Consider the following 25,058-nt stretch of genomic DNA (forward strand, 5'->3'; position numbering starts at 1 on the left):
GCTCCAAGCAAAGAAGAAGCCTGCTTTTTTACAGCTCTACAATAGGAATAAAACCACATATGCACAGTAAAGAGCGAGTACACTGCACACGATGAGAATAGTTTCAAAAAGCCCGCCAGATTTTTTGCGTACTGACGTTCTTTTTGCCGCAGCAACTCTCGATCGTGAAGTCACCTGCTGATGTTGACTAACAGCTTGCTTTTGCCTCTTTTTTTGTGCTTGCTTCCTTTGGGGTGTTTTTCTTGAAGCGAGCAGCTGTCCTTCTTTCAGCATGGCACGCTTCATATCTCCCGCTGATTGGTACTTACCTTGAAGGGCTGCCTTCAACACCCTTTCATATCGTTTTAATAAAGGATGTCCTTCAATCGCTCGATAAAGCTGCTTTTCTGGTTCTGCCCCTTTTTTGAATTCCTTTTTATACGCACAGTTCACCATCACCATACTTAAGGCAAATAGATCATAGGAAGGTTCTGCCTTTCTTGTACCAAATCCCCAGTAGCCTCGATCAAAAAACTCGGTATATTCCTTGATTGCTCTGCCTGCCTTCGTTGTTCCTCCAACGTCAATACACCGAATAGCAGCTGGAGGACCTGAAACAATGAGGTTATCTGGCTTCAAGTCCCCAAATATCCAGCCTTCCTTATGTAAATGAGCCAGATTAGACAAAAGCTGAATCATTAAGACGACGATCCACTCATCACCTTTTTGTTTAACGAACTCGAGCAGCAGCGGCCCTCTGACATACTCCATCACATAAAATGAACGCTTTTGAGGCATGCCAGGATAAATGGCATCATCCATATCATAAAAAGAAGGCCCCATGGTTTTCACAGGAGCCTTTGAAAAGGATTTTAATACATTGACTTCAGATGCAATGAGCATACTGTCATCACTCACTTTAAGGGCCACTTGCCCGTTTGGCGATTCGGCTAGATAGACAACACCGTTCGCCCCTTTTCCCAGCTCTTTTACAATGCGGTAATGATGGTGGTGCCATTTCCCTTTAATCACCGTGCCCAGCGGGATGTTAGAAGCCGAATTCATCATCATGCTCTTCCTTTGCTTCAAGTAGCCCTCTACGTGAACGAACGGATTTGAAATGCTGGAGTGCTTCTCGGAGCGCTGGCCCAGTCGGAGTAATTCCTCCAGTGGTCAGCTTTGGGAAAATAGATGATAATGAATCGAATCGAGGCGTCCAATTCAACACAATTTCTGCATCTGAGTTTTTCCCGGGAAATACACACATCCCAAACTGATTCTCACCAATTCTTGAATTTAAACTAATGGAGAGATCAATGAGTGCTTCTTTGACGGTCGGCAGCTTCGGTTTCATACTTGCACTTGTATCAACAAGCACGAGCACTTGAAGATGAACAGTCTCACCTAACTCATCGACAACCTCCATCACTTCTCCGCGTTTATCAGGCGGAAGCTCTTCAATGTCTGCATCTTTGCCGAGAATTTGCTGCAATTCTTTATTGACGACACCTTGCAAAGTTTGTGTCATCGCCTTTTTTGTAACCATTTGTACCGTTTGAGACAATTGCTGCACGTACACAACCTGATGGATGCCTCCGCCTGCGAGAGCAATCCCCTCTACCTCTTTCATTGCTTCATGATCGTGTCTGTTTTCTTCCATAATGCCAATGACATTGACTGTAATCCCTTGTTCCTTTGCCAATGAGGCAATCGCAAGTGGATCTTCCCCGTGATTTGAGCAGCCATCTGTAATCAATAGGATTTGGTTTACGTGACCTTTTCGCATCTTCATTCCTCCTGGGATTGTAACTGAATGCTTATACCCCCCATCATCGCCAGAAGAAATTCATATTATACGATATTTTAAGAAATCTCTTGTTTCTCAAGATAGAAAGTTCCAGTCGGAATGGATGCCCATTTTGGCGTGTTGTGGTCGAGTCTAATGACAACAACCGTCATATCGTCGTCAATTTGACCCGCTCTTGTTCGAATGACTTCCTCCATTAACAAATCAGCAATCTCTTGCGGATCCTCCGTTTTAAAGCTTTTCATTTTCCGTTTTACCCATAAATCGTGATTTTCTATATGCTTTGGCCCTTCGAAAATGCCATCGCTCATCATAATGAGCAGATCTCCTGCCTTCATCTGTTCGCTTACAACCTCCACGTCAAACTCATCAATAATCCCAATCGGCAGGTTGCTAGCTTGCACTTTCATTATCTGGTCACCTCTTTTAATAAAGCTAGGGGTTGAACCAATCTTTAGGAACTTGCAGCTTGCATCCTGTAAATCAATGATTGATAAATCTAATGTTGAGTAGATTTCATCAGTCGTCCGTAAAGATAAAATACTATTAATGGTCTTGATTGCCACTTTTTCGTTGATACCAGACGCCAATATTTTTTCTAAAAGCTTAATCGTTTCATTGCTTTCGAAATGAGCCCTTGCTCCATTCCCCATCCCATCACTAATTGCTGCGGCATATTTACCTGCACCCAGCTCCATCATGCTATAGCTGTCTCCGGATACTAAGCCTCCACCTTTCGCTGCATGCGCTACGCCTGTAGTGACTCGATACGATTTTGCAGAACCAAATACAACATGACAATAGCCTGTTGGATGCTCTGCACATTGTTCCGCTTTTACTAAAATCTGTTCCTCTAAAATATCAGAGAGCATTGGAGCGATAATTTTTTCACATTCCCCATGACCTTGGCAATATGGAATTCTCATTTCTATATCGACATTCCCCTGTTCCAAGCTATAAATTTCTACTTGTTGAATTTCAATTCCAAAGTTCTGAAGCGCTTCTATCATTTGCTCTTCCTGAATAAAATGCTGTTCTCTTTCCCGTTTTATTTCCCGGGAAAAATCCTCCATCACTTGTGAGACACCCATCAGCTGTTCTGCCACAAGGCGCCTGCTGTCTTGGACCTTTTTCTTAAGGGTCTGATTTGCTTTGTAGTAAGCAATCTCCTCCTCGATCAATTCCTCGACATGTGTTGATTTTGAGCAGTGCTGGCTAAATTTCTTTTTCAATTTCCGGTTATGCTCATACGTTTTTTCCTCAGACTCATGCATAACTTGTTTCATCAGTTCATAGGTTGTATCAAAGTTCTGCACCCAGCATTTATTTTTCTTATAGCACGTTTGACAGGATCGTTCTGTGATCGTACTTAAAAAAAGATCTACATCCTCTTCCTGCTTCTTCTCTTCAGGAATGGAATCATAAAATGTTGCAAAACTCTCAGACAGCGCATGAAATACATTCGAGAATTGATCTACTTTTTTTGCTGTCACATCTCGTACTTTCCGCGCATATTGCTGCTGTTCCTGTACATGCTCTACGGTACCAGGTATATATTTCGCCACCTTAGAGGTCACTGATTGTGGCGTGAGTAGAAATAGTGCAACAGCAATGAGTGATTCATAGAGCGTGGTCACAAGACCTGCTGATCCTTCCCCGTACAGTGAAATGAGCAAGGAACCCACAATTAAACCAATGGCTGCTCCTGCTTTCTTTCCCTCTTTTAGCAATCCGCCTAATAAGCCTGAAAAGGCAAGAAGACTCATCTGATACAGGTTTCCAATGTTGGCGAGACCGAGAATTAAACCTGTCACGACACCAACCGTACACCCAATACTGGCTCCGCCAATAAAGGCAAAGGTAAGCACTACATAACGCGACAAAATATGCTCCGCCTGCATTCCTTGAAAGGAAATGCCCGCTAAGCCTGTTAAAACAGAAGCAATTAAAATCATAAAACATATGATTTCTTCGACCTTTAAGGAGTGTTTGATTTTCCTGACTGTAAATATGGGTAGACTTTGAAGAAAAATTAATGTCAATATGAAGGCAAGTCCTGCTTCAACGCCTGCCATGACGTAATCATAGCTTTGCACTGCGCCTTGCTCAAGGTAAACAAAAGCACCTCGGGTGATTAGCATCGAAAGAACAATGACAACTGGTAATGTTTTTACTGGATCTTTGATGATGTAAGAAACAACTTTTGACATGAGAAGAAATACGATCAATGACGCAAACACAAATAATGCGTTTTGAGGTGATATGGTCATCGCCCCAGCGAGTAAAGCAAGACAAGCGAGCATCGCCTTATCCCTTTTAATGAGCAGCATGGAACCAAAGAAAGGCAAAGCAAACGGCATAATTTCAGATAAAATAAAGGCTCGTCCTAATAAAAAGCCAAGAACAACATAAATAAACCCTTTATAGAAAAAAAGAGAATGCGTATGATGAAGAAACAGATTTTTCATCTTTTTCAAACCTGCACTGATTCTTTCAAAGCCCGCTCCTGTTAAATCAGTTCTTCTTTCTAGTTTTTCCATCTTTTCATCCCCCACCTGATATTCGTTGTTTGTCATTATAGCGAAGGTGAAAAAGAAATTTTGTCAAAAGAAGTTGTCGTTTCCATAAAACGTTCGACTCTTTATTCGTCAAAGAGGCATACTTTCATGAAAGTCGATGTCTTTCATCAGAATTTTACGAAAGCACAAAAAAACAGCTTTCCTATAGAAAGCTGCTCGAAAGATGACCCGTACGGGATTCGAACCCGTGTTACCGCCGTGAAAGGGCGGTGTCTTAACCGCTTGACCAACGGGCCTTGCTTAATGTTCTACTTAAAAGGATAGCGGCGGAGGGGATCGAACCCCCGACCTCACGGGTATGAACCGTACGCTCTAGCCAGCTGAGCTACACCGCCATAATGAAAATGCGCTAAGAAGCACAAGAACTATAATACAAAGGATTCGCTTGTCCGTCAATAGAAAGTTTTAAATTAAATGACGAAAACTCAAAAAGTGTCGAGTTGATAAAGAAAAAAAGCACCCGCTGAACAGCAGATGCTTTGTTGTAAAAATATATAGAAAGCAGCAACAAGTTAACCTCTTCTTGCTCCGCGCCCCCCACGTTTTGATTCCGTGTTTCGTTTTAAAGATGTTAAGCGGTCTTCGCTATCTTTTAAGAATTTGTTCATTTTTTGCTCAAACGATTCCTTCGGACGGAAATCATTTCTGCTCGGTCTTGATTGTTGTTGAGGACGATCTTTTGCTTTTTTAATGGACAAGCCGATTTTACCGTCTTTTTCAACGTTAATCACTTTCACTTCAACTTGTTCACCGACTTTTAAATGCTCATTAATATCTTTTACATAGTTATCGGCTACCTCACTGATATGAACGAGACCAGTTGAACCTCCTGGCAACTCCACAAAAGCTCCAAAATTTGTAATGCCCGTAACTTTCCCTTGTAACTTGCTGCCAACTTCAATCGACATAAAAAAAGTGCTCCTCCTTAGACTTATAAAAAAATCTCATTTGTTCAATTATACATAAACTGAATTTTAAGTGTCAACAAGGCTAATCGCTCTTATTGCCCACATCAAAGATTTTTTCGCCTTTTTTGGACATATAATAGTCCCGTCGTGCCAGTTCGAGTACGTATTCCTTGCTTTTGAGCTTCTTGATCTCATCAGAAATATCTTCCTGCTTTGTTTGTAATTGCTTCAATTCTTTTTCTAGCGCAACCTTTTTCTCTTCTTTTTCTTTTAATGCGGAAGATTGCGACCAGAGAGCACTTGTCACTAGCACAGCAAACATGAGCGCAATCACACCAAACACGGTAAGCCTTCTTAGGAGTCCACGGCGTTTGCGTTTTAAGCGCTGAGCTTGCTGTTCCATTTGTTTTTGGTAATCATTTTGAATTTGTGCGATATTTCTTTTTCTCTTGTTCAAGGATGAAGGCCTCCTCTCTTACTTTGTCCAGAATTGTTTCCATTTCGTTTTGATGGTATGAGACAATTTCTTGGTCCCTTGTAAAACTCCTGCTCCTTTTGAGAAAAACAATCTAACGGATGTTCGCCATTTTTCGGGAATCCGATGAATAATGGTCACATTGAGTAACCAGATGAGCGGATAACAAACAATCCATAGCACCTTCCACACGAGCCGAAACGCAAAACGAACAAGACGTAAAAGCGAGTGGAACAAGAACAGTATAGCACTTATGATCAATTTGACCATCCAACGGATCGGCTGGAAGATGATCGACATGACTAGCCGTTTAAGGACGAGAACGGTCTGATAAATACACATCATAATAAACTTGAGAATATTGATATATAGCTGTTTCATCAATGCCTGATACATTGAGAAACCTAGAGCAACGGCCAGAAAGATATAAAGCCTGAATTCTCCCTCATTTGTCAGCAGCAGCACATAAAAGAATAGGAGACCTTGCACGATCCAAAAAAGGAGATCATGTATGGCCAGAAGCCATTTTGCTGTTTTCTCCCGGTTCACAAACAGCTTGTACGTATCCAGCGATGCGCCCAGCCAGATGCCCATCGCCGCCATCGAAAGCATCGTATAAAACTGGACTGTCAGCGTCATTTAAACAGCTTGCTAAAAAATCCTTTAGCTTTCTCCCCGTGCTGCTCATCTACATAGATTAAATCAAAGACACGCCCTTTGATGGACACAACGCCTTTTTCTACGTCTAAATTATTCATTTGCAGATTTTCTCCGCGGATCGCAAGAACCCCCATGACCGTCTCAAGTAGAAATTCTTCATTATCAAAGCTTTCTACCTGTTTGACGCCGGTAATATCTAAATGCTTTCTGTTTCGCATGGTGATATTGTGCTCCGCTTCTGATGACAGCTTCGTGCCTTGAGGTTGATTATAATATTGATTCATTTATACATCCCCCATATCTCATACTTGCATTGTTACTGCATTGTATGTGATAGGAGGATCATTTAGAACAAGCCCTATTCTGCTGTTTTTTCTTCTTTTAGCACAGTATACATGCCAGCGGCTTCTTCTTTTTTCGTCGTGTCCTTTAACTCGTTGACTTGAACAGTCACAAGTTTTTGACCAAAGCGGATTTGAAGCTCGTCTCCTTCTTTCACGTCAGAGCTTGCTTTCGCCTGTGTTCCGTTAATGGAAATTCTGCCTTGATCGGCTACTTCTTTTGCCAAAGTTCTTCTTTTAATTAAACGAGATACTTTTAAAAATTTATCTAGTCTCATATGTGTTCACCTCTTTCTATACGTTTGGCTTCATTCCATAGATCGTCCATTTCCTCTAGCGTTAAGTCATCTAATGAACGTCCCATATCCTTTGCTTTTTGTTCGATATGTTGAAAGCGCCGCATGAATTTTGTGTTTGCGGAAGAGAGAGCTGTTTCAGGCTCAAGCTGATAGAACCTGCCAATATTGACAAGTACAAATAAAAGATCTCCAAATTCATCTTTCATTTGCTTCGTTGCACCCTCGGCCGTTTTCTCTGCCACTTCAACAAGGAATTCCTGCTTTTCTTCTTCGTATTTGTTCCAAATATCTTCTACGTCCGTCCAATCGAAGCCCACCTTAGCGGCTTTCTTTTGGAGCTTATATGCTTTTGTTAACGCTGGAAGCGTCGCCGGGATAGATTGCAAAATAGATGCTTCTCCTGCCCGCTCTGGCTTCTCCTGCTGCTTGATTTTTTCCCAGTTGGCAACCACATCTGCTGCCTCAGAGACATTCGTATCACCAAACACATGTGGATGTCGCCGAATCATTTTTTCTGTGACATGCTGGATGACGTCATCGATTGAGAAATAGCCATCATCTTCGCCAATTTGTGCGTGAAGTAAAACTTGCAGCAGCACATCTCCGAGCTCTTCCACCATATGATCTGGGTCGTCTTCATCTATCGCTTCAAGCAGTTCATAGCACTCTTCAATTAAGTACGGTTTGAGCGACTCATTCGTTTGTTTTTGATCCCACGGACAGCCGCCTGGACCTCTTAATGTACGAATGACGTCACGGAAAGTGTCAAATTGTTGATAAAGCAGCTGTTCATCTTGAATCGGAGGTACATAAACACTCGTTAAGTTATTTATCGACACATCTCGATCAAGTTCAAATATAGGAACGGCGGTAATCTGTTCCTGACTGCTTCCAGCGGCAGTCACAATATAGACTTCATAATCGTCAGGTAGCTTCTCCATCAGCGTGAGCTTCACGTTCGAAGCTGTCATCTGATCATACACCTGACAAATCAAGACATGCTGGGTTAATTTCAGATCATCGGCTCTCATATCCCCTGCATCAACAAATTGTAATCCCTCAATGGGGTCAATCTGCAAGGAGTTAAATGTCGCATCTAGAAAGCTTTGTCCACCAGCGACAGACACCTCAACCCCGCGCTCTTTTTGCTGAGCGACAAGCAGCTGTACGGTCTTTTCTGCGACAAATGGATGGCCTGGTACTGCGTACACAATATCCTTTTCCGCAGCCTTTGCAAATAAAATTTCGGTGATTTCTTGATACACCGAATCAAACTGATCATGCTTTTCATATATCTCATCAAAAAAGGTCAGAGATGGGACCTCCTGCATCAGCTCTGCGGTAAGCGGATGATCCTGCGTTCTCATAAATACTTCTGTCGCCTGCTTCAGCTGCTTATATACACCGAGCGTCAGCTGATCCATGTCGCCTGCCCCGAGACCGACGACGGTAATCTTACCTGCCATTTCTATTCCCTCTCATCTGTTTAAAATATAAAATCTTTTCTCCTAATGGAATGAGTCTCCATTCCTCGTCCGTAAATACTTCTAGCTTAAGAATACTATATAAAAAGGCGAAACCACCAATAAAAACTGACGTCAGGCTCTCTAAAACGGAAAACGGACGTTTTTCAAAGGGAATGACCCAAGAAAACAAGGCCTGATACCCTATTAAAACAATGGCCATGAAGGCCGCTGATATAAGAATTTTCACTGGGAGCAGCTCTCTCATTGAAATCCACCCTTTCCGCTTCAAGTAAACCGCATTGAGCACGGCTGCTGAAAGAAAGCCACATACAGTTGACCATGCGGCGCCGTGTATGCCAAATAGCGGCACAAGCGTCAGCGTCAGACCCCATTTTACGAGCACACTAAAGATCACCACAACAGCCGGATACACGGTATGCCCAAGCCCCTGAAGTAAAGCGGTCTGCGTAATCGCAATCGACGTAAATGCGATCGATATACAGAATATTTGCAGCGCATCTGTCCCTAAGTCATTACGAAAAAGCATTGTATTCACTGACGATAGAATACAAATCAGCCCAACCGCTGAACCAATTCCTAATACTGATGTTGTCTTAAACGATGTACGGACTTTTTGCCGAATCGCTTCATGCTCCCCTTTCCTCATGGCTGTCGATAAAAATGGAACTAGAGAGGTTCCGATACTAATGGCAAACACCGTCCCTAGCTGCAAGAAAGGCTGACCTCGGTCATACACACCTTTTGCCGCCTTTGCCGCCGCTTCACTCAGACCCTCACTGCGCAGCAAAGCATAGAGGTGAAAGGCATCAATCATTTGCATCCACAAAATAAGCAATCCGCTGACACAAATTGTCACTGTATACAACGCCAAACTCTTTAAAACATCTTTTATCCGAAGTGTCGCCTGTTTGCCTGACATACTGACAGGAGACTGTTTTCGATACGTCAGCCAAATGACAAGAAGCAGGATGAGTGAGGCCGCACTTCCCGCTATAGAGGAGAACACTGCACCTGCTCCTGTTTCATAAAGCGAATAGCCGTGCCTCACGAAATAGAAGGATAAAACAAGTAGAACGCCTACCCTCATCAGCTGCTCAACCAATTGAGAAATAGCGGTTGGGAGCATCATGCCGTCACTCTGAAAAACACCCCTCAGCATCACAGTGAGCGGCAGAAATAGAAAAACAAATGCACTCATCTGGATGAGCAGAATTAAATGGCTGTCCGCCATGAGGTTCGCAATCCTGCCTGCTCCTATGTAAAGACAAAGAAATAAGACCAAACTCAATAAAGTGATATACACCAAGGATACCCTTGTAATGATTCGTCGATTCTCTTCTCCATGCTCACTCAGGAGCTTGGACACCATAACAGGAAACCCTGTTGTCCCAAGCATGATGGCAATGCCTAGAAAGGGATAAACCTGCTGATAAATATAAAAACCTGTGTCTCCTACGATGTTTTGAAAAGGGACACGATAAACGGCACTGAGTACCTTTGATAGCAAGCCTGCGATGGTCAAAATTACCGCACCTTGGAAAAGCCAATGCGGCTGATTCACAGCATTTTTCATGGATGACTCCTTTATATTCAATCAAAAAATAGATCTACAATTAAACGCACTCATTATATCATACGTTACCGAAGAACCGTTTCTTTCTAAGAAGTAGACGACACATTCCTTTGTTTGTTTCATTCCATATAAAAAACACCGACAAAATCAAATGATTTCATCGGCATTTTTTCGTTTTATCAAAATGATATTATTAGACCTAATGTTCCATTTGACGGGCTAAGAAGCCAGCTGCCGTTTCTGCCGCTTTATGCTCCACTTCTCCCATTGAACGCTCCTTTGAAAATAAGACGACGGCGCCAATTGGATCTCCGTTTGCAACAATAGGTGCAATGGTATAAGACGATACGTCATCATCAATACCATCGACAAGTTGGATTTCTTTCTTACTTTCCTCTAACACAGAATTACGCTGATCCATTGTTCGTTCAAGTAAATCACTGATGGATTTGTTTAAATACTCTTTTTTCGAACTGCCGGATACAGCAATATACGTATCACGATCACAGATCAGGATGGAATGACCCAAACTATCGAATAATGCATCAGCATATTCCTTCGCAAAGTCTCCTAGCTCACTAATCGGTGAATACTTCTTCAAAATCACTTCTCCATCGCGGTCGACAAAAATCTCAAGTGGATCTCCTTCCCGGATGCGCAATGTTCTGCGGATCTCCTTCGGAATAACCACTCTACCTAGATCATCGATGCGGCGTACAATTCCAGTTGCTTTCATTCACTGCTGCCTCTCTTTCGTTTGATGATGTGTTGGGTGAATGGAACAAAAGCGTCCACTTTATGCAACATTCACCACTTGACCCTGAGTTTAGTATCCGTCACATCAAACGTAATATACACGAGAGACCAACAAAATTTTATGAAGATGGAATGGTTTCTTTTTTCACACTTTGAAGACCTCGTAACATGCTAAGAACGATCTCCAGCCATTCCCCGGTCTTCTTGCCTTTCGTTTGGACAGAAATAATCAGCTTGCTGCCTTCCATTCCAAGGCCAATATCACGTCCATATTTACTGCCGAGCTCAAATAATTTTTGCCCATCAATTTCACTGCTGGCTTTCTCATCTAGGGTGAGTCTAACAATGCCTTTCTCCATCTTGATTAGCTCGACACGTTCCTGCACAGCGTACACCTTCATCGTCGCAATAGTGAACAAATCAGCGACCTCTTGAGGATATTCACCGAATCGGTCAATCATTTCATCCTGAAGCTCTTTTCGCTCTTCAATCGACCCAATTGCTCTAAACTGTTTATACATCTCGATCTTTTGCTTACCATCAGAAATATATGTGTCAGGGATGTAAGCATCAATTTGTAGATCGATTTCCGGCTCAAATTTTTCTTGAGCTGTCGTGTCGCCTCTTCTTTCTTCAATCGCTTCTTTCAGCATTTGAGAATACAAGTCGAACCCGACAGAATCAATGAATCCATGCTGCTGTGCACCAAGTAAATTCCCGGCTCCTCGAATCGTTAAATCACGCATCGCAATTTTAAATCCTGATCCGAGCTCTGTGAATTCTTTAATGGCTTGAAGTCTCTTCTCTGCTACTTCAGAAAGAACTTTGTCTTTTCGATAAGTGAAATAAGCGTAAGCAACTCGGTTCGAGCGCCCGACTCGTCCTCTTAACTGGTACAGCTGAGAAAGCCCCATTTTATCAGCATCGTGGACAATGAGTGTGTTCACATTTGGAATGTCGACGCCCGTTTCAATAATGGTTGTACTGACCAATACATCAGATTCACCTTCAAGGAAATTGATCATGACTGATTCTAGCTCGTTCTCACTCATTTTCCCGTGCGCATAGCTGACTTTTGCGTCTGGGACAAGCATTGAGATTTCATCTGCTTTCCGTTCAATATCCTCAACACGGTTGTAAAGGAAGTATACTTGCCCGCCGCGTGCTAGCTCTCGCTCGATCGCTTCTCTGACTAATGCGCCATTGTACTCGACAACATAGGTTTGAACAGGGAATCGGTTTTCAGGCGGTGTTTCAATAACGGATAAGTCTCGCACACCAAGCATCGACATATGAAGCGTACGCGGTATTGGCGTAGCCGTTAATGTCAGGACATCGATATTGGCTTTCATCTGCTTAATTTTTTCTTTATGCGTGACGCCAAAACGCTGCTCCTCGTCAATGATTAGGAGTCCTAAATCCTTGTAGACAATGTCCTTTGAAAGGAGGCGGTGTGTCCCAATGACCATATCAATGGTTCCGTTCTTCAGCCCTTTTAACGTTTCAGTTGTTTCTTTCCGCGTACGGAAACGGCTAAGCTGAGCGATTTTGACAGGGTAGTCTTGGAATCGTTCCATAATCGTGTCAAAATGTTGCTGCGCTAAAATCGTTGTCGGGACAAGCAGTGCAACCTGCTTTCCGTCAGCAATCGCTTTGAAGGCCGCACGAATAGCCACCTCTGTTTTTCCATATCCCACATCGCCACAAAGCAGGCGATCCATCGGACGTTCCCGCTCCATGTCTTGTTTGATTTCATGAATAGAACGAATTTGGTCGTCTGTTTCCTGGTAAGGGAACGCCGATTCAAACTGGCGCTGCATCTCATGATCAGGCGAGAAGGCATACCCTTTGCTTGCCTCACGTTCTGCATACAGCTTAATGAGATCATCTGCAATGTCCTGAACAGAAGATTCCACTTTTTTCTTCACGCGTTTCCAATCACTGCCGCCTAGTTTGTACAGCTTGGGTTCTTTTCCTTCTGATCCTACGTATTTCTGCACCTGATCAATTTGTTCAACCGGTACATAAAGCTTGTCGCTTCCTTGATAATGAATATTTAAATAATCTTTATGAATGCCGCCGATCTCAAGCGTTTCGATTCCTAAATACTTCCCGATTCCGTGGTTAATGTGCACCACATAATCACCGACTTGAAGCTCTGAATAGCTCTTGATTCGCTCTGCGTTTGTCAGCTTTTGCTTACGGGCCTGCTTCTTCACACGTTTCTTGAAGAGCTCACCTTCTGTGATCACAGCAATTTTCGACAATGGCAGTTCAAAGCCTGTTTGCAGCTCACCTTGTAAAATATACACTTGCCCGCTTACAAGATCAGCATCCGGTTTGGCAAGAGCGGCTTCAATGTCATAATCGTGTAAGACAGACGAAAGCTTTTCTGTTCGCTCTTCATCTGCACCTAAAAAAACAACCGTGTATTGTTGTTTTTTGTAGCGTTCAATTTCACTCGCAAGTACATTCATCTGTCCATGGAAATTCTGCATTTGCTTACTAGATACATTGACGATGTTTTGCGGGTTTGTCTGCTGGACATGTCTCAAGAATAAGGAGTAGTAGAGAATGGACCTTGATTGCTGATTGATCAGTTCTTGGAACGAGAAGGAAAGAGATAGATCATGAAGAATATTACCTTCTTCAAGCAGACTAATTGTCCAATCAGCTTCTTCCTGCTCAAGCTGTTCTTCCATCTCCTGAATTCTACTGATTTCATCTAAAATAATAATCGCATCCTGTGAGGTGTAATCTAGCAAACTAGCAGGCTTTTCATAGAAATAGGACAGGTACTTCGTCATTTCCTGTGTTACGATGCCTTCTAACAGCTTCTCTCGATCAGCAGAAATATGTTGATGCAGCAGCTCTTTTTGCTGGTCTGAATTGAATTTCTTTAAGCTCTTCGCAAGTCCTTGGTCAAGCTGTTCAATGGCTCTCACTCGTTCAGGGCCTCTCACAATCAGTTCTTTTGCCGGGCCTATCTTGATCTCTTGAAGCGTTTCTAGTGAACGCTGCGTGTCAGAGTGGAAGGTCCGAATCGAGTCTACTTCTGTATCAAACAATTCAATACGAATCGGATGATCTTCTGTTAACGCATAAATGTCGATGATCCCTCCGCGCACACTAAAATCTCCGGGCGCAGCAACCATAGACGTCCGGTCATAACCGATTTGCACGAGTTGTTTTGAAAACGCCTCCAAATCAATTTCTTCACCTAGCTTTAAATGGATCTGACTCTCCTTCCAGAGCTCGACTGGCGGAAGCATTCTGCGCACCGCAGCTGCCGGGGTAACGATAATGGGGTTTTCTCCATTCGCTAGTCGATTCAGGACATCTAGACGCTGGGCTCTAAGCTCTGGACTTGCCACAGCAATCTCTGATGCAATGAGTTCATTGACAGGATAAAGAAGGACCGAGCGATCTGGCATCACATTTGCTAGATCATCTGTGACCTTCTGCGCTTGATACAAATTGTGGGTCACAATAAACATCGGCCGCTTTAGCTCGTCTGATATGGCGGCTGTAAATAAAGATCTGACGGAGCCTGATAGTCCGGCAAGTAGTTGTTCTTTTAACCCTTCTTTTAGTCCATTCAAAATGGACTGAAAATCGTCACTTTGTTTGATAAATGATTGTATGTTTTTCATTTGGCTCCTCCTCCCTGCTTGTTTCAAACAGAAAAACGCTTTGGTCTAATATCTACACCAAAGCTTTTTATTGAATAAAAGTATGATACTGATGGTAATCAGGATTTCTTTCAAGCGCCTCTTGGCAATCTTCACAAATGGTTTGTACATGTAAATCACCATTTTCCCTATAAGAAATCATATCGTTTCTTTCCTCATTTGTTAAGTGATGAAATCCAAGCGCTTCACTTTGAACAGCGGATTCATCTAGACTGCCAACCTTTACACCACAGTGCCGGCAGTAATAATGCAAAGCCATACGTGATCCTCCCATGCTGAGATTTTATGATCAGTATGTGCCTTGCATATGATTCTTATACCTTCTTATTGAAATCATTCATCACTTCTAAAAATGGCTTTGTTAAAGCCGCCTCACAAGCTTCAACAGACGCTTGAATAGCTGACGCGATGTCAGGCTGTTCCTCTTCTGAGAAGCGTCCTAGTACGTAATCGACGACCTTCATGCCATTTTGCGGGCGGCCAATCCCGATACGGAAACGGTCAAATTCTGGTGAACCTAAATGCTGGATCAACGACTTAATCCCATTATGTCCTCCTGCACTTCCCTTTGTGCGCAGACGAATCCGGCCAGTTGGTAAATCAAGATCATCATAGATGACTTTTAAATGTTCAAGGGGAATATCATAGTAATCCAAAAGTGGACGCACGCATTCTCCTGATAAGTTCATATATGTAAGCGGCTTAACAAGTAGAACCTTTTGTCCTGAAACAAACCCAGTTCCAAATTGTCCATGGAATTTTGATTGATTTAATGGGATGTCCCATTTTTTTGATAATTCATCTATTGTCATAAAACCGACATTATGTCTTGTTTTTTCGTATTCTCGTCCTGGATTACCCAATCCAACGAATGCAATCATGAAACCGATAACCTCCTTTATCACAATGCACACGCCTAAAAAATGAGCCAATAGGATTGCCTCATGCAAAAACGTATGAATTCTTTTCATTCTAGCACAAAAGACGTAACCGCGGGAGGGTTACGTCTCTAAATGATTCGTTATTCGCCATCGTTATCCTTTTCTTTAATAGCTTCAGGTTCTTGTGTTTCCTCTTCGCTATTTGGCTCAGGAACCTCGGATTGCTGAGGCGGCAGAATGGATGCAACGACTTCTTCTGGATCATTATTAATTTGATAAGATGACTGAACAGATAAATCACCGACTGTTAGTACATCATTCACTTCTAAGTTTGTAATGTCAGCTTCAATATGTTGCGGGATATCCTTCGGTTTTGCTGTAACAGATAGTTCAAATAGTGGCTGCTGAAGCACACCGCCATCTTTTACCCCTTTAGACTCACCAATCAGCTGTACAGGTACATCTGCTTCAATTTCTCGCTGTAAGTCGACCACTTGGAAATCAGCGTGGACCAGCTCATTTTTCAGCGGATCTGTTTGTAATTCTGTGACCATCACAGATTTTTTTTCACCGCTCACATCTAATGTGATGATTGTATTCTTCCCTTCATCACGTAAGGTCTTTAATAAATCAATGCTGTCTAATGAAACAGCCAGGTTGTCTGTATTTTTTCCGTAAATGACACCAGGAACGTGTCCTGAATGACGGATTTTTTGCAGTGTGGAACGTTTGAAATCAGTTCTTTTATTTGCTTTTAAAGTTGCCATATTCAGCACCATCCTATTTCTTTTTTGTCACTACTCTCATAATTACCCATAACCGAATCATTTTAAACATGTTTGACTGTGATTGATGAAAGCAAAAAGGCCCTAAGCTGATGCCTAGGGCCTTTTTCAATAAAAGAATTAGCTAAAAAGGTAGCTCACAGATTCTTCTTCATGTACACGGATGATGGCTTCTGCAAGCAAAGGCCCAACTGAAAGTGGAATAAATTTATCAACTTTCTTGTCATCTGTTAAGTGAATACTGTTAGTGACAACCAATTCTTTGATTTTAGAGTTTGTGATGCGTTCTACTGCTGGTCCAGACAATACTGGGTGCGTACAGCAAGCATATACTTCAGCTGCTCCATTTTCGACAAGCGCATTTGCTGCAAGTGTAATGGTACCAGCTGTATCAATGATATCATCAATCAGAATTGCCGTTTTGCCTTCAATGTTCCCAATGATGTTCATCACTTCAGCAACATTTGGCTTTGGACGACGTTTGTCGATAATTGCGATTGGCGCTTTCAGGCGGTCTGCCATTTTACGCGCGCGTGTCACACCACCGTGGTCAGGAGACACAACGACGATATCATTTAAGTTTTTCTGTTCGAAATAATTTGTTAAAATTGGCACAGCCATTAAGTTATCGATTGGAATATCAAAGAAACCTTGGATTTGCGGCGCATGTAGATCAAGTGCAATCACACGTGTAGCACCAGCTGTTTCAAGTAAGTTGGCAAAAAGCTTCGCAGTGATTGGCTCACGAGGTTTTGCCTTACGATCTTGACGTGCATATCCGTAGTAAGGGATCACAATGTTGACAGTTTTCGCAGAAGCACGTTTTAGCGCATCAACCATAATGAGAAGCTCCATAATGTGCTCATTAACTGGCGCACTTGTTGATTGAATGACATAACAATCACAGCCGCGAATACTTTCTTCAATATTGATTTGGACTTCACCGTCACTAAAACGTTTAACAGAGCTCTTTCCTACATCAACTCCGATACGATCGGCAATTTCTTTAGCAAGTTCAGGGTTTGAATTCAAAGAGAATATCTTTAAATTCGCATCAGCATAACGATTAGACATGGTAAACCTCCGGGTATTTGGATTATTTTTTATGAATATTTTTCACATAATCTTCTTTATTGACTTGCCTTGCTCTAGCAATAGACAATGCATCCTGCGGCACATCTTCTGTAACCGTTGAACCGGCTGCAACATATGCCCCTTTTCCAACAGTGACTGGTGCAACGAGATTGGAATTACAGCCAATAAAGGCGCCGTCTTCAATCTTTGTTAAGAATTTGTTCTTCCCATCATAGTTGACTGTAATTGATCCACAGCCAAGGTTTACATCCGTTCCGACTTCTGCATCTCCAATATAGCTTAGGTGAGATGCTTTGCTGCGGTCACCGAAAACCGTTTTTTTGATTTCGACAAAATTTCCGATCTTCACTTCATTGCCAATTTTCGACAACGGGCGAATATGAGCAAACGGCCCCATTGTCACATCGACTCCAACCTCACTATCGCAGACGACAGATTGCTTAATCACTGTTCGATCTCCGATAAGGCTATCAACAATTTCAGTGTTCGGCCCAATAGTGGCGTCTGCACCAATTTTTACATTCCCTTTGATGACCGTTCCAGGATAAATGATTGTATCTTCACCGATGACAGCATCTGGCGAGATGTACGTGTTCTCAGGATCAATCAAGGTCACACCATTCTTCATATGCTGATGATTAATACGTCGCTTCATGAATTGCTCTGCTTGTGATAGAGCAATACGATCATTTACTCCAAGTGTTTCTTCAAAATGCGGTGTTTGATAAGCTGCAACTGTTTGACCTTCATTCTTTAAAATTTCAATGACATCTGGCAAATAATATTCACCCTGTGCATTTTCATTCGACACTTGCTCAATCACACGGAAGAGATCTTCATTTGAAAAGCAATAGGTCCCTGTATTAATTTCATTCACTTGACGTTCTGCATCATTCGCATCTTTATGCTCTACAATCTTCACAACAGCACCTGTTTCGTCACGAATAATACGGCCATAGCCTGTTGGATCATCCGCACGTGCTGTTAAAATTGTGACTTTCGCTTGAAGTTTTTGATGCTCACTTAACATGGCTTCCATTGTTTCCGCTGTCAATAATGGCGTATCTCCACAAATGACAATGGTTGTTCCCTTTTCCTGCGCAAGGAACGACTTTGCTTGTTTGACGGCATGGGCTGTTCCCAGCTGTTCTTCTTGAAGTGCATATTCACTTCTTTCTCCAAGCTGCTCTTTGACGTCCTCTGCTCCATGACCGACAATCGTCACAAGTTTGGCTAAAGAAAGCTTTAGCGCTTCATCTGCCACATGCTCGACCATTGGCTTTCCGCAAACTGGATGAAGTACTTTGTATAGCTTTGACTTCATTCTCGTTCCTTTTCCCGCTGCTAAAATCACTGCGAACCGCTTATCCATTGATTGGCCTCCAATATCCCTATTATCCATAGAAAAATATATCCTAAATAAGGACTGATTTCAAGGATACAAGGGGAAGTACAATAATTTTCTAATGGATGAAGCATATAAGAAACAAGAGAAAAAACGCAAAAAAGACAGCATTTAAAAGAAAACATTCATTTTCTCTTAAAGCTGTCTTTTAGGTTACATATGATTAAGAAGCTCCAGCTTCTTCATATTCAACTGTTTCTTCCTCTTCGCCTAAGCGATGATATTCATTTAAAACAGCATCTTGGATTTTACCCCGAGTGCTTGAATTAATTGGATGTGCAATATCGCGAAACTCTCCATCAGGCGTGCGTTTGCTAGGCATTGCAACAAACAACCCATTGTTTCCATCAATCACACGAATATCATGAACAACAAATTCGTGGTCCAGCGTGATGGATGCAATCGCCCTCATGCGACCATCGGTATTCACGCGGCGTAATCTTACGTCAGTAACTTCCACAGTAGTTCACCACCTTTTCCCAATATAAAAGCATTACTTAGGTATTCAACGATCGTGGTGATTCTCCTGCTCTTTTTTTAAACTTTTTTTGAAATATCGGGATATTTATACATTTTTTGTCATTTTAATGGCGACGCTTACATCTGTTGCGTGAAAAAAAGACATCATGATGATGCCTTTTCCTGCATATGATGATACCAAACGGCTTTCATTAAGACTGTCTGTTTATTTCACTAATGCAACAACTTCAATTTCTACAAGCGCATCCTTTGGAAGTCTTGCTACTTCTACACATGAACGTGCTGGCTTATGAGTATGGAAATACTCACCATAGACTTCATTCACTTCAGCGAATTGGTCCATATCCTTAATGAAAACAGTGGCCTTCACGACAGTTTCAAATGAAGCGCCTGCTGCTTCAAGTACAGCCTCAAGATTACGAAATACTTGATGTGTTTGTTCTTTAATGTCTCCGTTTACGAAATTTCCAGCTGGCGTTAATGGAATTTGGCCTGAGCTGTAAAACATGTTATTGACAATAATTCCTTGAGAGTAAGGTCCAATGGCTGCTGGTGCGTTTTTGGTTTGAACAACTTTTGTCATATCAATCTCTCCCATTCAAATACATGTTTGATCAAAACTTAAGCTTTCGAATGAAAAAACTCGTGGAAATTGCCTTCATTGATCTCGATGATCTTCTGCTTCATATCAATGGTTGACAGCTTTAAAAGCGATACATATTCATCGACAAGACGTTCATCTACGCCCTCATCTTCTAAAAGAACACCGATCCCTGCAACATTTGCGTTAAATTCCTCAAGCAAATTCATCATGCCATTAATGGTTCCGCCCGCTTTCATAAAGTCATCAATGATCAGAACATTGGACCCTTTATCTAAGCTGCGCTTTGCAAGTGACATGGTTTGAATTCGGTTAGAAGAGCCTGACGCATAATTAATACTAACAGTTGATCCCTCAGTTACCTTATTGTCTTTTCTAACAATCACAACAGGTACATTTAAATAACCTGCAACAGAATAGGCAATTGGAATACCTTTCGTTGCAACGGTCATGACAACATCAATCGCACGGTCCGCAAAGATGGTTGCAAAAAGCTTACCGATTTTTGCAAGAATCGATGGATTGCCGAGAACATCGGTTAAATATAAGTAACCGCCAGGAAGTACACGTTCAGGAGTCGATAAAGCCTCTCCGATATCGTTTACGACATCGTCTGCTTCTTTCAGGTGAATCTTTGGAATATATTTCACTCCGCCAGCAGCTCCAGGGACAGTCAGTAATGTGCCTATGCCCTGCTGTTCGAAGGTCTGTTTAATAATCGTTAAGTCTTCACTAATGGAGGACTTCGCAGATTGATATCGCTCTGCAAAAAATGTTAACGGAACTAATACGTGCGGGTGGGCTAACAAATAATTTGTTAAGTCCACCAATCTGCCGCTTCGACGAAACTTCATGAACTTACCCCCAGAACCCGAATAATTTATGAATAATATAACTTAATATACGGATTTAATCAAGGGCATTTTGTTCGCCGATCATGCGGACAGCGTATACTTGATCACAAAATCCTCTCAGTCCGTTATATATTCTTTGTACCTTCGATTCATATTGAATCAAGCCAAATACAGTTGGGCCGCTTCCGCTCATTAAAACGGCATCTGCACCGAATCGCTTCATTTGCCTCTTAATCATATCTACTTCTGGATACATCTTTAATGTCACAGACTCCAGAACGTTACCGAGTGACCCGCACATCTCTTTATAATCTTTCGCTTCAATTGCTTCTATCATACGCTGTACATTTGGGTGTTCTACTTTGCTTGCGTCGTATTGTCTGTAGACCTCAGCTGTAGATACCCCAATCACCGGCTTCGCTAAAATCACCCAGCAATGCGGAGGTGTCGCAATATGCTTCAGCTTCTCTCCGCGTCCTGTCGCTAGCGCTGTCCCTCCGTGTACACAGAAAGAGACATCTGAGCCAATCTCCGCTCCAAGCTCAGCTAGTTCATCTAACGTGAGATTTAACTCCCACAAACGATTTAAGCCGCGAAGCGCTGCTGCGGCATCACTGCTACCTCCAGCTAAACCTGCTGCGACAGGAATTGCTTTTGTGATGACAATTGATACGCCCTTTTGAATACCAAACCTTGTTTTTAGTAATTTAGCCGCCTGATAAGCTAAGTTACGCTGATCATCTGGCACAAATCGATTATGAGATGATACACGGATTTCATCTTTGTCCAGCTCCGTCAGCTCTAGTCGATCTGCAAGGTCTATTGTTGTCATCACCATCTCCACTTCGTGATATCCATCCGGTCTTTTTCCATGAACATCAAGTGAAAGATTAATTTTTGCCGGTGCTTTTTCTAAAATACGCAAACATTTCACCTACTTCTCCATCTAAACATAAGTATCAATATTGTATCACATTTGATGGATCTGATGAATATTGGCTTTTGCGCCTAGCACACTGACTTTTCGAACAAAAAAAGCCAGAGACACCCTAGGTATCCCTGACCATTTATCTATCGTTGATTCTCATCCTGAGCCATGTGCTGTTGAGCTAATTCAATGGCACGTTTGACCATATTACCTGCGTCACGTGCGCGAATCTCTCCCCAGCCTCCATTTTTGACGGTATCATAAAATCCAAGATCCTTCGCCAGCTCGTATTTGAACTCATCTGACATAATGCCTCGGCGTCTACCCAAACGAAACAGCCCCTTTAGTCGAGAATTCGAATCAATGCCACTGCTTTTGTGGCTTTCTTATTTTGTATCGAATTCTTTCTTTTACCCCTTTCAAATAATGGACAGGCTCCCATACAGAAAAAAAGGCAAAACAAAAAGCAGTAAACAAGAAGTTCACTGCCCATTAATAGGCGACTGAGCTAGCGGTATCATCGAACGTTAATTCGACCGTCTCAGTCAGTATATCTGCATAACTGTAAGAAACTCTTTCAAACGAATTCTCATCTTGATCTAATTGAATCACAAATACAGAAGGGTACGTTTCAGCTAAAATGCCCGAACGCTCAATTGTTTTACGGCGGCCCCCGTTAGCCTTTAACGTCAAACGTTTACCTAAGTTACCATCAAGCGATCTTTTGATGTCGGACAAAGTCTTCGCCATTGCATCCACCTCACTGAGATAATTATACAACAACGACCCGTTTTTGTCAAATAAAAATTAAATTATATCAACGAACACGAGCCATTGTCAACAAAATAATTTTGACAAACTTCTACCTTTTCTTCTCCCTATTTTTCTCAAATTCCCGTGAATTATGTATCCGTCTGACATTTCTTTTTAAATATAAAAAAACCAGACTGAAATCAGTCGGGTTATGTCGATTCATGGTCTCTTTTATATGGCATACCTATCCTTAAAACACCCTTCGTTTCGATTCCTCCGAGACCCTTTTCTCTTGTTAATGTATTCCGGAGCACATCCCACACGTTGATTCGATCTACAAATGGAGTGAAGCTGATCTTCGCAACAATATAGACGGGGTCGAGCGCATGGATGTTGACACGAGAAGGTGAGCTTGCAAAATTGGCACCTGCTTGGATCAATGATTCAAAATGAGATTGACAGGCACCTGCAAAGATCACAAGTTGATCTAAATGCGGAATTTTCCTTCTTGCCTTTTGAACCGTTTCAACAAAATGACGAGAATGGCGATAGGCACCGATATCATGTACACCGCCTTTTTGCTTAGAATACGCATCATGTCCTGTGATGACCAAAATATCAGGTCGATATTGATCGATTAAAGAATCAATCATGCTTGGCATTTTCTTCTCATGGCAATGCACGCCATAGACAGGCACACCAATTCGTTCATATACGTCTAAGCATTTCTTTAAGTAGGAAGCATCTCCATCTAAATGAAGAACCTTTCCAGGCATGTGAAAATACTGCTCCTGGTGCTGATATTGTCCAGAAGTATAATATTCTTGTTTTTCACGTAGCAGCTGATAATCCTGCCTGAGCAAGTCGAGCGATTCGTTAATTTTTCGTTCGTCGTCCTTCTCTCTTGTCAGCTGCTCCTCTTTTTGAATCAAGACCAAGTCTGACATCTTTGCATCAGCAATCAGCCTCACTTCATTCCCATGCAATATGGCAGTGGCTTCGTGCTGATCTGTCTCATCAATTCGAATGATACGAAACATAATATCCATTTGATAGGATGCCCTCGTCACCATATCTCCTATTTGAAATTGCATGCTTTTCACTCCACAATCAGGCTCATATCCTGTTGATATCGTCTTGCGTTGAAGTCGTCTTTCATATGTGCTGTTCTTTCTAGCCTATGCCCGAACAGATGAAGTGGTGAAAAACAAGAGAAAAAGCCCTTAAAACAGGGCTTTTTGTAAGACGTTCGACAAGCGAGCAAATTCCTCTATAGATAATGATTCTCCGCGGCGCTTTCCGTCAATGTCAGCTGATTGAAGGGCTTCTTCGATGATGGCTTTATGTTTTTTACCATCAGGAAGATTGTTCATCAGATTATTCATTAATGTTTTCCGGCGCTGGCCAAAGCTCGCACGGATGAGCTGAAAGAAAAATGCATCATTATCTACTGAGACAGCAGGCGTTTCACGAACGGTTAGTTTAATAACAGCCGAATCGACATTTGGCTGGGGAACGAAAACAGTTTTAGGTACAACCATAACCGTTTTCGCCTCTGTATAAAATTGAACCGCAATAGAAAGCGAGTTATATTCCTTTGATGAAGGGACAGCAGCCATACGATCTGCTACTTCTTTTTGCAGCATGACCACAATTCCTTTCAATGGAAGGTTCTCTTCAAGCAATTTCATAATAATCGGTGTCGTCACATAATACGGCAGGTTTGCTACAACCATTACTTCTTTACAGTCAGCAAAGTTTTCTTCAATGACCTTTCTTACATCCGCCTTTAATACGTCTTGGTGAATGATGGTGACATTATCATATGGAGAAAGCGTATCGTTTAAAATGGGCAATAAACGCTGGTCGATTTCAAAAGCAGTCACTTTCTTTGCTCGTTTAGCCAGCTGTTCTGTCAATGCGCCAATACCAGGTCCAATTTCAATCACGCCGGTCTCATCCGTAATCTCTGCGTGATCAACGATACGATCTAAAATATTTGTATCAATTAAAAAGTTCTGCCCTAAGCTCTTTTTAAAAGAGAAACCGTACTTCTTCAGTATTTCCTTCGTTCTGATGGGTGTCGCAATATCTTTATTCATCGGCTTCCTCCTGCATGACGGTCTTTAAGGCCGCAATAAAATCATGTTTGGATATTTGAAACATGTGAAGGCGCTTTTGCAGCTGCTTCGCATTCGTATATCCTATATTTAAAAGCATGCCAAGTCGTTCGCGGCGGCGCTTCGATGCATCGCCTCCGATAAGGCCTGCATCAAATAAGTCGTCTAATGTAATGTCGCTCTCCGATTCTTCCATTTCCTCATGGACATGGGCAAGGCATTCCCGAATGCTGTCCAAGGAGGCGTGCTCGACGCCAATTCCCTTGTCTCGCTTCGCCTTAGCAAGATGCTTTGGCAAAAAGGCATGCTTACAGCCAGGAACCGCTTCTGCGATGGTTTTACGGATCTTCTCACCAGGAAAATCAGGATCTGTTAAAATAATGACCCCCCTCGTCTCCTGAGCAAGTCGCACTTGTTGAATGACTGAATCGCCAATGGCAGATCCGTTTGTTTCGATCGTATCTGCATCAACGGCCATCTTCACTCTGGCAGTGTCATCACGACCCTCCACCACAATGATTTCTTTGATTTTCATGTATTCCTCCGCTTGCAAAAACAATAAACATTTTTTGGTCAAAAAACGAAACCTTTCATGCTGTT

Annotated in this window: 26 protein-coding genes and 2 tRNA genes; all 28 read right to left on the bottom strand. The window is 42.2% G+C overall.

The window, feature by feature from the left end; translation table 11 throughout:
• Positions 1-36 precede the first annotated feature (36 nt).
• Entirely contained in the window at positions 37-1,044 is a 1,008-nt protein-coding gene (locus tag IEE86_RS17395; protein ID WP_191098335.1) for a protein kinase domain-containing protein, read from the bottom strand.
• Positions 1,028-1,765 carry a vWA domain-containing protein gene (locus IEE86_RS17400; RefSeq protein ID WP_191098307.1) on the bottom strand — a complete coding sequence of 246 codons (738 nt, stop codon included), beginning with the start codon at positions 1,763-1,765 and terminating at the stop codon, positions 1,028-1,030. The genes IEE86_RS17395 and IEE86_RS17400 overlap by 17 nt, the downstream gene beginning before the upstream one ends.
• A gap of 77 nt (positions 1,766-1,842) precedes the next feature.
• Positions 1,843-4,326 (bottom strand): stage II sporulation protein E, encoded by a 2,484-nt coding sequence (spoIIE, locus tag IEE86_RS17405; RefSeq protein WP_191098308.1) that lies wholly within the window; start codon positions 4,324-4,326, stop codon positions 1,843-1,845.
• A 203-nt stretch (positions 4,327-4,529) separates the two neighbouring features.
• Positions 4,530-4,601, bottom strand: a tRNA-Glu gene (locus IEE86_RS17410).
• A gap of 25 nt (positions 4,602-4,626) precedes the next feature.
• A tRNA-Met gene (locus IEE86_RS17415) sits at positions 4,627-4,700 on the bottom strand.
• A gap of 177 nt (positions 4,701-4,877) precedes the next feature.
• Positions 4,878-5,273: a S1 domain-containing RNA-binding protein gene (locus tag IEE86_RS17420; RefSeq protein WP_008357409.1), complete on the bottom strand. Its 396-nt coding sequence runs from the start codon at positions 5,271-5,273 to the stop codon at positions 4,878-4,880.
• Positions 5,274-5,355: 82 nt separating this feature from the next.
• Positions 5,356-5,730 carry an FtsB family cell division protein gene (locus IEE86_RS17425; RefSeq protein ID WP_034324461.1) on the bottom strand — a complete coding sequence of 125 codons (375 nt, stop codon included), beginning with the start codon at positions 5,728-5,730 and terminating at the stop codon, positions 5,356-5,358.
• A gap of 18 nt (positions 5,731-5,748) precedes the next feature.
• The gene (gene yabQ / locus IEE86_RS17430) at positions 5,749-6,387 is read right to left on the bottom strand and encodes a spore cortex biosynthesis protein YabQ (RefSeq protein WP_191098309.1); all 639 of its coding nucleotides are present in this window, start codon (positions 6,385-6,387) and stop codon (positions 5,749-5,751) included.
• Complete coding sequence (gene yabP / locus IEE86_RS17435) at positions 6,384-6,692, bottom strand: sporulation protein YabP (protein WP_191098310.1); 309 nt, start codon at positions 6,690-6,692, stop codon at positions 6,384-6,386. The genes yabQ and yabP overlap by 4 nt, the downstream gene beginning before the upstream one ends.
• A gap of 74 nt (positions 6,693-6,766) precedes the next feature.
• Positions 6,767-7,027 carry an RNA-binding S4 domain-containing protein gene (locus IEE86_RS17440; RefSeq protein ID WP_008341839.1) on the bottom strand — a complete coding sequence of 87 codons (261 nt, stop codon included), beginning with the start codon at positions 7,025-7,027 and terminating at the stop codon, positions 6,767-6,769.
• Positions 7,024-8,514, bottom strand: coding sequence for a bifunctional methyltransferase/pyrophosphohydrolase YabN (gene yabN, locus IEE86_RS17445; protein WP_191098311.1), 1,491 nt, complete (start codon positions 8,512-8,514; stop codon positions 7,024-7,026). The genes IEE86_RS17440 and yabN overlap by 4 nt, the downstream gene beginning before the upstream one ends.
• Positions 8,504-10,108: a putative polysaccharide biosynthesis protein gene (locus tag IEE86_RS17450; RefSeq protein ID WP_191098312.1), complete on the bottom strand. Its 1,605-nt coding sequence runs from the start codon at positions 10,106-10,108 to the stop codon at positions 8,504-8,506. The genes yabN and IEE86_RS17450 overlap by 11 nt, the downstream gene beginning before the upstream one ends.
• Before the next feature lie 199 nt (positions 10,109-10,307).
• Positions 10,308-10,844: a stage V sporulation protein T gene (gene spoVT / locus IEE86_RS17455; protein WP_034284159.1), complete on the bottom strand. Its 537-nt coding sequence runs from the start codon at positions 10,842-10,844 to the stop codon at positions 10,308-10,310.
• A 139-nt stretch (positions 10,845-10,983) separates the two neighbouring features.
• Positions 10,984-14,517 carry a transcription-repair coupling factor gene (gene mfd / locus IEE86_RS17460; protein ID WP_191098313.1) on the bottom strand — a complete coding sequence of 1,178 codons (3,534 nt, stop codon included), beginning with the start codon at positions 14,515-14,517 and terminating at the stop codon, positions 10,984-10,986.
• Positions 14,518-14,584: 67 nt separating this feature from the next.
• Positions 14,585-14,815 (bottom strand): anti-sigma-F factor Fin, encoded by a 231-nt coding sequence (locus tag IEE86_RS17465; protein ID WP_003217967.1) that lies wholly within the window; start codon positions 14,813-14,815, stop codon positions 14,585-14,587.
• Positions 14,816-14,870: 55 nt separating this feature from the next.
• Positions 14,871-15,437: an aminoacyl-tRNA hydrolase gene (gene pth / locus IEE86_RS17470; protein ID WP_034324477.1), complete on the bottom strand. Its 567-nt coding sequence runs from the start codon at positions 15,435-15,437 to the stop codon at positions 14,871-14,873.
• A gap of 140 nt (positions 15,438-15,577) precedes the next feature.
• Positions 15,578-16,204, bottom strand: a complete 627-nt coding sequence (locus IEE86_RS17475; protein WP_191098314.1) for a 50S ribosomal protein L25/general stress protein Ctc — start codon at positions 16,202-16,204, stop codon at positions 15,578-15,580.
• Between the two features lie 138 nt (positions 16,205-16,342).
• Positions 16,343-17,296 carry a ribose-phosphate diphosphokinase gene (locus IEE86_RS17480; protein WP_191098315.1) on the bottom strand — a complete coding sequence of 318 codons (954 nt, stop codon included), beginning with the start codon at positions 17,294-17,296 and terminating at the stop codon, positions 16,343-16,345.
• A 22-nt stretch (positions 17,297-17,318) separates the two neighbouring features.
• Entirely contained in the window at positions 17,319-18,689 is a 1,371-nt protein-coding gene (gene glmU / locus IEE86_RS17485) for a bifunctional UDP-N-acetylglucosamine diphosphorylase/glucosamine-1-phosphate N-acetyltransferase GlmU (RefSeq protein ID WP_191098316.1), read from the bottom strand.
• 196 nt (positions 18,690-18,885) lie between these two features.
• Positions 18,886-19,182 (bottom strand): septation regulator SpoVG, encoded by a 297-nt coding sequence (gene spoVG, locus IEE86_RS17490; protein WP_111292670.1) that lies wholly within the window; start codon positions 19,180-19,182, stop codon positions 18,886-18,888.
• Positions 19,183-19,407: 225 nt separating this feature from the next.
• A complete protein-coding gene (gene ridA / locus IEE86_RS17495) occupies positions 19,408-19,785 on the bottom strand; it encodes a 2-iminobutanoate/2-iminopropanoate deaminase (protein WP_191098317.1) in 378 nt (125 codons plus the stop codon).
• A gap of 38 nt (positions 19,786-19,823) precedes the next feature.
• The gene (gene purR, locus IEE86_RS17500) at positions 19,824-20,657 is read right to left on the bottom strand and encodes a pur operon repressor (RefSeq protein WP_024425638.1); all 834 of its coding nucleotides are present in this window, start codon (positions 20,655-20,657) and stop codon (positions 19,824-19,826) included.
• 55 nt (positions 20,658-20,712) lie between these two features.
• The gene (gene ispE / locus IEE86_RS17505; RefSeq protein WP_191098336.1) at positions 20,713-21,582 is read right to left on the bottom strand and encodes a 4-(cytidine 5'-diphospho)-2-C-methyl-D-erythritol kinase; all 870 of its coding nucleotides are present in this window, start codon (positions 21,580-21,582) and stop codon (positions 20,713-20,715) included.
• 146 nt (positions 21,583-21,728) lie between these two features.
• On the bottom strand, positions 21,729-21,914 hold the full coding sequence (locus IEE86_RS17510; protein ID WP_012008653.1) for a small, acid-soluble spore protein, alpha/beta type: 186 nt from the start codon (positions 21,912-21,914) through the stop codon (positions 21,729-21,731).
• 163 nt (positions 21,915-22,077) lie between these two features.
• Positions 22,078-22,335, bottom strand: a complete 258-nt coding sequence (veg, locus tag IEE86_RS17515; protein ID WP_003217979.1) for a biofilm formation stimulator Veg — start codon at positions 22,333-22,335, stop codon at positions 22,078-22,080.
• Between the two features lie 212 nt (positions 22,336-22,547).
• Positions 22,548-23,432 (bottom strand): sporulation peptidase YabG, encoded by an 885-nt coding sequence (yabG, locus tag IEE86_RS17520; RefSeq protein ID WP_191098318.1) that lies wholly within the window; start codon positions 23,430-23,432, stop codon positions 22,548-22,550.
• A gap of 129 nt (positions 23,433-23,561) precedes the next feature.
• Complete coding sequence (gene rsmA / locus IEE86_RS17525; protein ID WP_191098319.1) at positions 23,562-24,440, bottom strand: 16S rRNA (adenine(1518)-N(6)/adenine(1519)-N(6))-dimethyltransferase RsmA; 879 nt, start codon at positions 24,438-24,440, stop codon at positions 23,562-23,564.
• Complete coding sequence (gene rnmV / locus IEE86_RS17530; RefSeq protein ID WP_191098320.1) at positions 24,433-24,993, bottom strand: ribonuclease M5; 561 nt, start codon at positions 24,991-24,993, stop codon at positions 24,433-24,435. The genes rsmA and rnmV overlap by 8 nt, the downstream gene beginning before the upstream one ends.
• Positions 24,994-25,058 lie beyond the last annotated feature (65 nt).

Source organism: Bacillus crepusculi, assembly GCF_014764715.1.
Classification (GTDB): Bacteria; Bacillota; Bacilli; order Bacillales; family Bacillaceae; genus Bacillus.